Origin of the sequence: Moorena sp. SIO4E2 (assembly GCF_010671945.1) — a bacterium.
In the GTDB taxonomy this organism is placed as follows: domain Bacteria; phylum Cyanobacteriota; class Cyanobacteriia; order Cyanobacteriales; family Coleofasciculaceae; genus Moorena; species Moorena producens.
The window spans coordinates 1-10,716 of sequence record NZ_JAAHIE010000239.1; the positions used below are offsets into that span (position 1 = coordinate 1).

Annotated in this window: 8 protein-coding genes; 3 read left to right on the forward strand and 5 right to left on the reverse strand. The window is 45.5% G+C overall.

The annotated features are described in order from the left end of the window. From F6K37_RS21955 to F6K37_RS21965, 3 genes are all read left to right on the forward strand, one after another. Positions 1–256: hypothetical protein (locus F6K37_RS21955; protein ID WP_287252140.1), on the forward strand; the 256-nt coding region annotated here is incomplete at its 5' end. A gap of 41 nt (positions 257–297) precedes the next feature. Further along, on the forward strand, positions 298–666 hold the full coding sequence (locus tag F6K37_RS21960) for a hypothetical protein (RefSeq protein ID WP_131826911.1): 369 nt from the start codon (positions 298–300) through the stop codon (positions 664–666). 372 nt (positions 667–1,038) lie between these two features. Next, positions 1,039–2,568 (forward strand): glycoside hydrolase family 9 protein, encoded by a 1,530-nt coding sequence (locus F6K37_RS21965; RefSeq protein WP_287252142.1) that lies wholly within the window; start codon positions 1,039–1,041, stop codon positions 2,566–2,568. Positions 2,569–3,006: 438 nt separating this feature from the next. Here the strand turns inward: F6K37_RS21965 and F6K37_RS21970 are convergent, their stop codons facing one another. The 5 genes from F6K37_RS21970 to F6K37_RS21990 form a co-directional block, all read right to left on the reverse strand. Continuing rightward, positions 3,007–5,046: a serine/threonine-protein kinase gene (locus F6K37_RS21970; RefSeq protein ID WP_044492516.1), complete on the reverse strand. Its 2,040-nt coding sequence runs from the start codon at positions 5,044–5,046 to the stop codon at positions 3,007–3,009. A 346-nt stretch (positions 5,047–5,392) separates the two neighbouring features. Then, on the reverse strand, positions 5,393–5,932 hold the full coding sequence (locus tag F6K37_RS21975; protein ID WP_008181693.1) for a Rab family GTPase: 540 nt from the start codon (positions 5,930–5,932) through the stop codon (positions 5,393–5,395). Positions 5,933–6,207: 275 nt separating this feature from the next. After that, positions 6,208–8,616, reverse strand: coding sequence for an OmpA family protein (locus F6K37_RS21980; RefSeq protein WP_287252145.1), 2,409 nt, complete (start codon positions 8,614–8,616; stop codon positions 6,208–6,210). 173 nt (positions 8,617–8,789) lie between these two features. Beyond that, complete coding sequence (locus tag F6K37_RS21985) at positions 8,790–9,461, reverse strand: hypothetical protein (protein WP_008181696.1); 672 nt, start codon at positions 9,459–9,461, stop codon at positions 8,790–8,792. Positions 9,462–9,798: 337 nt separating this feature from the next. After that, the gene (locus F6K37_RS21990) at positions 9,799–10,041 is read right to left on the reverse strand and encodes a TIGR02450 family Trp-rich protein (RefSeq protein WP_008181697.1); all 243 of its coding nucleotides are present in this window, start codon (positions 10,039–10,041) and stop codon (positions 9,799–9,801) included. Positions 10,042–10,716: the final 675 nt, after the last annotated feature.

The window sequence follows — 10,716 nt, forward strand, 5'->3', positions numbered from 1 at the left end:
TCTTGACCTTGGCGAATTAAATTCGCCAAGGTCAAGCGCACCTAAGTTTTATGGGAAATGGTTGGTTACTTACGAAGTCATAGCCTGTATTTGCTCCCGTAGCGATGCCACAGTACAGCGCTGGTTTGCCAGAGGTGATAACTATCGCTCTCCCATGCCCATCGATTTGTACCATCTGGCCATAATGGACTTCCTTCTAGAGAATTTTGAGGAAATGCCGGAAAAACTCAAGAATTTCCTCTGTCCGCCAGATTAACAAGATGGGGCGGGGGCGCGGGGAGGGTGGGGAGATGGGGTGTGGTAAGTGTGGTAAGTGTGGTGAGTGTGGTAAGTGTGGGGTGGAGGCGCGGGAAGTGTGGGGAGTGTGGGGGGCGCGGGAAGTTATATGAGCAACTGGCTCCTCAAGACGGCGCTACCTTCCAGCTCCGTTCGCACCTCAAGCAGCGTCTGGCTCTGCCAGTAAGCGTGGCCCACAACCTTAGCTCCCTGTTCCCAGATCCGCTGTTCCCTAAGAGTAGGGCAAGAGGCAAGAGGCAAGAGTTAATAAAGTATAGCGCTGCATCACTACTCCCTGTTCCCAGATCCGCTGTTCCCTGTTCCCTAAAATCCAAAAATTTTGTACCGAACCCAATTGAAAACTGCTTAGTTCAAGATACTGTGTGTTAGGGATTTTAATTCTTTACTAAAAATTCACAATAACTTCTAGTTTTATTTAACACTAATATCCTGACAGTTGTAAGCTAATATTAGCTATCGTTACAAAACAAAACTATTTCGGTGTAGCCATTAAGAGTAGTACTACTCAAATTTAAAGTGCTTTTGTCAATCAAATATGAGGCCCTATTATCTCCTTTATTGACGGGGAATTAGAGGCTAGTTCATTGTCCCTGTATTAAACAGGGGTAATTTAACTTGTTTTGTTGTTTTTATCTTCATAAACAACAAAAAATGGTAATTTGACCTGTTTCGTTTTCCCAGTATTAAACAGGGGTAATTTGACTTGCTTTGTTATCAAAGATTACTAATTTTTAATGACTAATGAATGAATCTACTCCTGTTCAACTCGACTCATCCAATGGAAATGGTGAGACTGTACCCAGTATCATCAACACCAATATCTCAACACAGTTCAACTATGGTGATGCTGTCGAAAAGTCCTTCTTATTTTATGAAGCTCAGCGCTCCGGTAAACTTCCTGAAGACAATCGCATCCCATGGCGCGGGGATTCTGGCCTCAACGATGGTGCTGATGTAGGAGTTGACCTCACTGGCGGTTATTACGATGCTGGGGACCACGTCAAGTTCGGCTTCCCCATGGCTGCTGCCATGACTATGCTAGCTTGGGGGGCAATCGAATATGAAGATGCCTACCAGCACATGGGTCAATGGGATGAGGCTTTGGATGCGATTAAGTGGGGTACCGATTACATACTCAAAGCCCACATCACAGACAGTAACGGTCAAACCGAAGAATTCTGGGCACAGGTTGGATCCGGTGACATCGACCATAGCTTCTGGGGACCGCCGGAAACCATGACCATGGTGCGACCAGCGTACAAAATTGATCCTTTAAATCCCGGTTCTGACCTAGCTGGTGAATCTGCTGCGGCCTTAGCTGCTGCCTCAATTGCCTTCCAATCCACAAACAACAGTTACGCTAATCAACTACTCAATAACGCGAAAGCCCTATTTGACTTTGCCGAGACCTATCAAGGTAACTACTCTGACTCTATCCCCGATGCTGCTATTTTCTACAATTCTTGGAGTGGCTACGAAGACGAACTGGCCTGGTCTGCAACTTGGCTGTACAAAGCAACCGGTGACCAGACCTACTTGGATAAAGCCGAAAGCTACTACCTAGGTATTGATCCTACTCAGACTCAATCCTGGGATCAAAAAGTCCATGGTACTGGCATCCTTCTTGCTCAGGAAACTGACCAGGATAGGTACCGTATCGAAGTAGAACGCTGGCTGGACTACTGGAGTGACGATAGTGGTGAAGGTATCGAATATACTGAGGGTGGACTAGCTTGGTTCAATGACTGGGGTTCCCTACGATATGCTGCCAATACCGCTTTTCTTGCTGGTATTTATAGTGATACCGTTAATGATGGTAATGGTCGTTACTCCGATTTTGCGGCTGATCAAATTGACTACATTCTTGGGGATAATCCCAACAATTTCAGTTATGTCGTCGGTTTTGGCCACAATTCTCCCAAGAATCCCCACCATCGTGGAGCCCATGGTTCTACCACCAATGACATCGAATCACCAACGGACAACCTCAACATTCTCTATGGTGCATTGGTAGGTGGTCCCTCTGAACCAGAGGATAATGCCTATGTCGATGATCGAACTAACTATGCCATTAATGAAGTCGCTCTTGACTACAACGCTGGCTTCACTGGTGCTCTTGCCCGTATGTACCGTGAACAGAACCAACTCAGTCTGGGTTCTAACCTTGAACCAGTAGTGTCTACAGTAGATCCGATCACTAACTTAATATTTGAACCAGTAGTGTCTACAACTAACTCAATAATTGAACTGTCCCCCGCCGGGGAATTCTAAACGGTTGTTATATAGCAGTCGCCAGGGCAGTTAGGACATGACAAAAGTCTCACACCCTTTGTAAGCGATGCAGAGGTGCGACCCGTGGCGAATTTAATTCGCCAAGGTCAAGCGCACCTAAGCGGTCTTGGGGGTTTCCCCCATGAGCGACTGCATCAAGAAGCGCAAGAGTTTGACTTCTGACATTTGACTTCTGACAAATGACTTCTGCTATAGCACTACGCATTAAGGTGTTTGACATTGATACAAGCAGCAAAAGCTGTTTTAGTGAACTTTTAGGTGCGACCCGTGGCGAATTTAATAATTAGATGCGGAAAGCGCACCTTTGCATGCATGCCTCTTGCCAATGCCATTGCGCGTAGCGCTATAGAACCCACATTATTAGACTAAAAACCGCTATAGCTCACCCAATTGAGAACTGCTATAAATTACCAATAACTAATCTTCAACCCTAAAGTTAAGTCGATAATTAATCGGTTGAGAAGCTTGAGAAACTACCACAAACTCATAGAAGCCAGATGCTGGCAGCTCCCCGCTCCACTCCCGTTCGGTTGAGTCTTCTAATAGGGGGGTCGTCTTACGGCTAGGACCATAAACTGAAAACAACGCATTTACATCGGTAGCCAGTCTCACTTCCATGAATTGACCACTAGAAAGTTTAGCAGTAAACGCTTTCCCGTCTCCTGGCTCGAGGGTTCCATTGACTTGTTGAACTCCGCCAGCAGCAAACTCAATGCGCTGTAGGGATTTTCCTGATGTCAACGCTTTGATCGTATCCCCAACAATCCCTTGCCACACCTGACCAATAGACTTATCGATAAACTTCTCACCCCGCTGATCTGGAAACTTATGAAAGAATTTAGAATCTGCAATATCATAAGCTGCACGGCTAGAAAGGCGCACCTGATTCACTTGCTGCTTCCAGCGAGTCAGATCTGCTGTCCCATAGCTTCCCAACCCTCTCCGTGCCGTCCGACTCAAATTTAGTAACTCAATCCGGGTCAATAGCTCAAACGCCAGCTTATCCCACTCTTCTCTTAACTTAGCATCCTCTGAACCAGTCCCTAGCTGTCGTTTTTGTTGATTGGGGTACTTGTTCCAAAACGCCTCATTGACTAACTGAACGTAGAACTTTTCGTTAATCTCCAAATTGGCACGACGCTGATCGAGCAATTCCTTGCGCTTTGCCTCGTTTGTGGGAAACCACGAGGGTGGCTTTATGTCCGGTTGATCGATGGGTGATTCCTTTGGTGAGGGTTCCGGCTTAGATCTTTTGCCGAATGTGAACCACCAATTGGTTGCCCAGAAGGTAAAGCCAAATACAGCAGCAGCTAAAACAGATACCAAAACCACCTTGCCAAGCCAATCTAAAACGTTATTATTGCTAGCGCCGGTTAATGGTGTTCCGCTAGCTGGCCTTGCTGGCTGGTTAACCGCTACTGGCTTGGAACCAGGGGCAACTGCTAAGGTCGGTTTAGTCTGAGGGGGTGATGGAGCTGATTGCGGGTCACTGGCAAATTGAAGGTGAGTGGTGAGGTCTCGCAGCACTTCTTTGGCATTTTGGTACCGTTCCCCTGGTCTCGGTTGAAGCATTTTATCCAGGATACGACCTAGGGTGGAGCTAAGGCTAATCTCTCTGCGCCAGTTCCACGTCAGGGTATTGGGGTCAATGATCTGCTGGGGTTCCTGACCAGTCACTAATACTAATATAGTTGCCCCTAGAGCATAGAGGTCACTGTGGGGAAAAACACTTCCTCCTTGCATCTGCTCTGGGGGAGCATAGCCAACTTTACCCAACCGAGTTATGATTGGCTTATTTTGACCAGCCACCTTTGACCCTAGGAACTTCGATGCCACATTTGCTGCTACCTCCTTGACACCGCCAAAGTCAATCAGCACTGGTAAACCATCGGTACTGCGCAAAATCAGATTATCGGGAGAGATATCCCGATGAATCACTCTCATAAAATGGATATATTCCAACACTGGCAGGATTTGGATCAGCAGTTGAGTCACTTCTGCTTCACTAAACCGGAGTCCCTGAGGTCGGCGAGCCTCCAGTAGAGCGCGGTAGGTTTGCCCCTCCACATAGTCCTGAACCAACAATAGGGTGCCTTTGTCCTGTTGTTGTACCTGAAACAACTCACGAAATTGAGGAATTTGAGGGTGTTGCAGTCGATAAAGAACTCCCGCTTCCCGCTCAAATAGTTCTTCTGCTTTTTGTAAGGCGTGGTTACCTTGAACTTGGGGGGCAAATTCTTTTAGCACACAAGGTTCATTAAAGCGGTTAAGGTCTTGAGCTAAATAGGTGCGTCCAAAGCCTCCGTGTCCCAACTCCCGGACGATGCGGTAGCGACCACCCAGAATCTTCCCAGTGTCAAAGGTTTTGGCTAAGGATGGCAGCATCTCGCCACAAACCCGGCAAAACTTATTGTCATTGGGATTCTCATGTCCTTTACTACAATAGAGGGGCGTCATGGGATTTTGGATGTTGGATGTTGGATGTTAGATTTTTTCCCAGGGCTTGGTCCGGGAGACTTGACACAGTGTGTGCTGATTGCTCGACCTGTTGACTCAGTAGTTGACTAAGCATAGGTATATCAGCTACTGTGCTATATATATAAAGATATATAGCATTTCTAAAATAGGCGAGATATATTTTGGATTTTAATTTTGGATTTTAGTTAATAGGCAACAGGCAACAGGCAACAGGCAACAGGCAACAGGCAACAGGCAACAGGCAACAGGCAACAGGCAACAGGGAAAAAATCTTGTGTACCTCATTGCTATGAGAACCGCTATATATCACTATATATATAACTAATTATTCCTGTTGAAGCGTTCCGCAACCTAATTGCTGAAATATGTCATCGACGTATAACCCGGTTTTCGCTGAGGTATAATAACTGGCTATGACTTGGTCTTGCTGGGCAGTTTTTTTCTGTAACATCTGTTTCAATTCCTCCAGTTTTTCTTGATCCACTAAGTCTGATTTATTTAAGGCAGTAATAATCACCCCTTTGGGATTGATGGATAAAAACAGATCGATATGATGAACAATGTGCTCAATGGTTTCCATGCGAGTTACATCAGCAACAATAATTGCACCCTGAGCTCCTTTTAAATAAGTTGGTGAAATTCCCTTAAATTTAGTATGACCTTCTAAATCCCAAATCATCAATTTTATATCCAGCAGTTCTGATCGGGTTTCATCCTTAAATTTTATGATTTTGCGGGAAATTTTCACTCCGACTGTTGAAAGATATTGGTCACTAAACACACCCTCCACAAATCGGCGGATTAGGCTAGTTTTGCCTACACCAAAGTCTCCAACTAGGCAAATTTTTCGATCAATAGTGGACATTGTTACTGGTTGCTGACAACTGGTTTGAACTCTCGGGGATTGTAAACAGTTGTTAAGAGATGGGCGTGGCTCCAAATCTGAACAGGTTTACGGTATGATTTCTTCAGCGGACTTGAACACCTATTGATAACCGACCGTATGTTCCCAGACAGCACTATGGTTTTAGTGTTAGTGATCTATTGCAGTCGTTGAATCACCTCCTGATTCCAGATTGAATAGACAAGGGACTAAAGTCCATAACTTGTTGTGATCTCCTAGCTAAACCAAAGGGGCTTTCAACTGGGTTTGTTGGTAAACGGATCAAATACGACACATCGATTTAACCACAGCGGTTGACTAGCATCAACATCTGGGGGGCGTTTGCCAACCCCACGCACTTGCAGCCGTTTGGGATCAATGCCTTGCTGAACAAGCACATCTTTTACCATTTGGGCTCGTTGTTGTGCCAATCCCTGATTTTCGGTAAGTTGACCCCTAGGATCGGCGTAGCCGATTATCCTCAGGTGCTTTTGAGGATACCGCTCCATAAATTCCTTAATTGATCGGATTTTAGTGCCTATATCCTCTGGTTTCAACTGGGCTGAACCAAGATCAAAGTAGATCCGGCTGGTAACGTCTAATCCGTGGAGTTGTAAATTGTTCTCGACCGACTTGACACCGGGAATGCTCTCAAAGGCTTGGATAATCTTAGGGAAATCTTTAGCATAGAGTATCGCTCCTTTTACGGTCACCCTGCCTTCTGTATAAGATGCTACAATTACCACTCCATCCATTTGATTCAAGGTGTTTCTCACCCGTTGGACTTGAGCTTGGGTTAACTCATCAGTATAGGGGAGTTCGATCACCTCAATTTGATTATCCAACGCTAAGTTAGGGGCCGCAGCTTTGGCAATTTGCTCGACGTTTGAGCGCAGAGCCTGATTCGGTAGCTGTCCAGCTAGCTTTAGTCTCTGGCGATTGGCTTTAACTGTTAAACCATAATCAGACACTTCTGGGGCATAATAGGCGAGGGCAAGTTGAGTTTTTTGCTCAATGCGACGGTTTATTTTAGCCCTATGCTGATAAAATCCCCCAAATACAGCGATTAAACCCAGAAGCCCCAAGCCAAGCACCAATAAGGCCGGGGGTTTCTTGCCTTTTTTCCGATTTTCCTGAGTATCACGACGCCCTTGACTAAGGGATTGATCTAATAAATTTTGTAAAATTCCCTTGACTCCCACCGGGATAGTTGTATGATCTCCATCAAAAGACCTGATCGGTTTACCATAATGGGTAATAATAGTTTTTAGGCTTTCCCGCAACTGATTAATGAACTGCTGGGTGGGTGCCCCTTGAACTACCACGGCCAGGTAGCAGTATCCCTCTACTTCCAGGATGATCTTGGATGTACCATATTCAATAGCATCGATTTCTGCCACATCCCCAGACTGAGCGATACAGTCATTGACAAAGCTACGGATAGCGGTGAGCATTCCTGCTACCATATCTGACTCTAGATGCTGGCTGTCAGAGGGTTGTACCTCGGCAATCACTAAACCAGAGTCTTTGTGAATCAAAAAGATAGCTCGCGCCTGAAACAGCATCACCTCCCGAAACAGCAGTTCCGCTTCAGAAACCCCCTGCACCTTAGCGCGAATCTTGCGCTTAATTGCTTCAACGCTGAGGGCATTTTCCAGCTTCTCATTGATAGCTCGGATTTCTTCTGCTAAGTATGTGGAAATGGTACTGCCAATGACCGGATACAGAGCATTTACCATGGCCTCTGGCTCAATTATAATCTGTTGCCGGATAGCTGCTGCCATTTCTGGTGCGATCGCAAACCCAACTTCCTCTGGACACTCCATGATCCGGGAGGAAATAGCTACTGGAACTGCGGGAGCGATCGCTTCTCCCACACACACTTTATCCTGTTGAGTTCTGTGGTCAATGACTTCATCAATGATGGGAGTCAGGGAATCGGTCACCGAGGTACTGAACTGAGCTACCGTGAGATCCAGCAGCTTAGCCATCACTGGTAGCAATAGCTTAATCAATTCTTGAGGTTGATCAATCCGATGCTCAAGCCTGCCTTGTCTCTGGGCTAGGGTTTCTATCTGGTCACGAAACTCTGCCATTTCTGGAGATATCACCAGTTCTTGCAAAATCTCAGCCAAGATGTCTAATTCCTGGGAGGTGTCGTGATCAGACTGTGATGGCAGGTCTTGGTTGGTTTCTGTGGCTTCGGATTGGACTAAATTCTCAGCTAATACTGGATCTTCGGAATTTTGAGGCATTTGCGGCAGATGCTCCTTTGGTGTAGGAAGCTGTGGTGATGGGTTCTGATGGGGAAAAACTTTGACACCGAAGGATTGGGGTTGATCCCTTTCTTGAGCTAATGGTTCTTTCTCCTGAACCCTAGACGGGAGGCTGCTACTCCCACGGTCAGTTTGAGGTTCAATAGCTGGAACCTCAAGGTCTTGGAATGAATATTTTTGGACAGTGTCTGCCTGATCAGAGGTCATCCCTTGCTGCTCAGATTTAGGGTGTTGGCTAGGTTGCACCGTCTGATCAATAATCTTGAGGTCAACGAGTAAATTCAGTAAATCCTTCAACTCGCCTTCTCGGCTCGAATTGACCTCAATTGACTCTGATCTAGAATTTTCCGGCTGAGAGGCATCAGCCGGATTTTGGTTTGAAAATGCCACTGGTGGCTATCCGTTACTATTTAACCTTTTGCAAAAATTAGCGATGCTCTGAAAGAGCCGCTACGCGATGAAGCGAAGCTTCCGCTAAAAGCGATCGCACTTTGATTTAAAACTAATCTTAGCGAGAAAATCCAGTTAATTTTTGTGGCTGCCATTGCTCGACTGTGCCAAGTCTATTCCAAAGTCTGAGTTTGCTTGATTAACTGGAGATGATCGTCATCATTAGTAGCAGTTTCTGAGGTGACCGTACCATTATGACCTTTGGTCTGTGGTAATCCAGACCACCCATCACTAGCTTCTTTGAGTGCTGGAACCAATTCAGTCCCTTTGAGCCTCAAACCCAACTCTAACAACATGTCTCCGAGATCTGCTTTCGAGGCTTTGGCATCTTTGAGCTGTGCAAATTTAGTTTCCAGCTCGGCCAAGATCTGCTTTCTGAGATTGATCACATCTTGCTGATGCTGTTCTTTAGTTTCTGAAACTGCCTTCTTTAGGGAGGTGGACTGCTTGTAGACTGTCTCGTCGAGCACCTCAATACTCTTAGAAAACTTTTTGTTCAACAGTTCCACCCGTTCCTGAATCTCATTCCTCTCTTCGGCTGCAGTTAAACTAAGATTACTTATTTTTTTCTCGAGGGAATCTACCCCAGCAGCTATTTCTTTTGAGAGAGTCGTTTTGATCTGCTCAACGCGATCGCGTATTTCCTGCTGCCACATGGATAGGTCAGACTCTATCTTCGTGAAGCGAGTATCATACTCTCGCAGCTTAGAGCCAATAATTATATCACGTATCTTCTCAAGGTTTCCCAGTCTTTCCCGCATTTCTGCTTGATTGATTCCATCCATGACCATAAAACCCAAATAAACAATAAACAATGAACTATAAACAATTACTAGCTTGCCCTGAATTCAAGGAGCGTGCCATTTATCTTATCAATCCGATGCTGCTGTGAACCGGAACCGTTGTGTGACAAACATCTTGAGCCCCATCACTAACCAGACAAAATACCTAAAACCTATTACCATTAGCTTACAGCCAAGACTTTTAATCATCTGCACCAAGGATTTCGCCTTGACCGAGTAGGGGGTTCGTAAGCATATGCGCTACAGATGGTGCTACTTGAGGTGCTATCAGCTTATGCGCCCGCAGCGTGGCCAAAGGCCAACGGCTGAATACTTACGGTTACTCTTCGCTTTCGATTTCGGCTAAAGATTTCCAGCCTGCTTGCCACAAGCCAGGATCTTTAAGCTGTTTAGCATTTAGCCAAAAACGGACATTCGGGTCACAAGAAGCTACCATTTCAGCAAACACCCACTTTCCTTGGTTTTTACGATTGACCACTTGGAAATGCCGCCAGCCCCAAGTTTTCTGTTTAGCTGTCCATTTTGAACCCACAAGATGAGGGAATTTCTGTTTTTGAGCCATTTCCTCTATGGTCTGATTATCAACCTTCTAGTGGTGAGTGCTGAGTAGGGAAAAAATTTTCGTTCTTTATTGGTTATACCTAGAAGTTATACGTAGAAGATTGAGACTGTTACACCTGCCACTAACACTGGGTTTTCCGACTTGACCCAAGGAGCAGACAGATAGTTTGAATCTGTTGCAGGCCCAAAAAGTCTGTGTGGTTTTACTTTCCCACTTAGCACTCACAACTCAGCACTACTTTAGCTTCATCCGCCATTCATCCCACGTCCGCACTGAAAGTCGGCGTGGTCAGAAGTTACCGTAAGAATAAAGAAGCCTTAATTAATAAGTTTTAACCCCTTTTTGCATAACCTGTCGCCTGTAAAGGCTTCTTTATTCTAAGGCGCGCGTCTCCGGGATGAATGGCGGACAGGATCGAAGATCGTTTATACTAGATATAGTAGGGAAGACCAAATAAGAGCTAACCGCCACCTACGTGCTTAAAAATAGAACTTATTGTATTGTTCCGGCGGGTCGGGGCATCCCGGAGACGAAACCTTAGAATAGGGTTTGAAGTTACCGTAAGATCAGGTCGCCTTTTTGGGTTGTAGGTTATGCAGAAAAGGTTTAAAACTATTGTTATAAAGGCGACCTGATCTAAGGTTTCGTCTCTTGCCTTAATCATAAAGTTTTAAC

Excerpts from the sequence above, each read along its gene's own strand:
- F6K37_RS21985 (WP_008181696.1), bottom strand. The coding sequence starts at position 9,461 with ATGGATGGAATCAATCAAGCAGAAATGCGGGAAAGACTGGGAAACCTT.
- F6K37_RS21970 (WP_044492516.1), bottom strand. The coding sequence starts at position 5,046 with ATGACGCCCCTCTATTGTAGTAAAGGACATGAGAATCCCAATGACAAT.
- F6K37_RS21965 (WP_287252142.1), top strand. The coding sequence starts at position 1,039 with ATGAATGAATCTACTCCTGTTCAACTCGACTCATCCAATGGAAATGGT.
- F6K37_RS21990 (WP_008181697.1), bottom strand. The coding sequence starts at position 10,041 with ATGGCTCAAAAACAGAAATTCCCTCATCTTGTGGGTTCAAAATGGACA.
- F6K37_RS21975 (WP_008181693.1), bottom strand. The coding sequence starts at position 5,932 with ATGTCCACTATTGATCGAAAAATTTGCCTAGTTGGAGACTTTGGTGTA.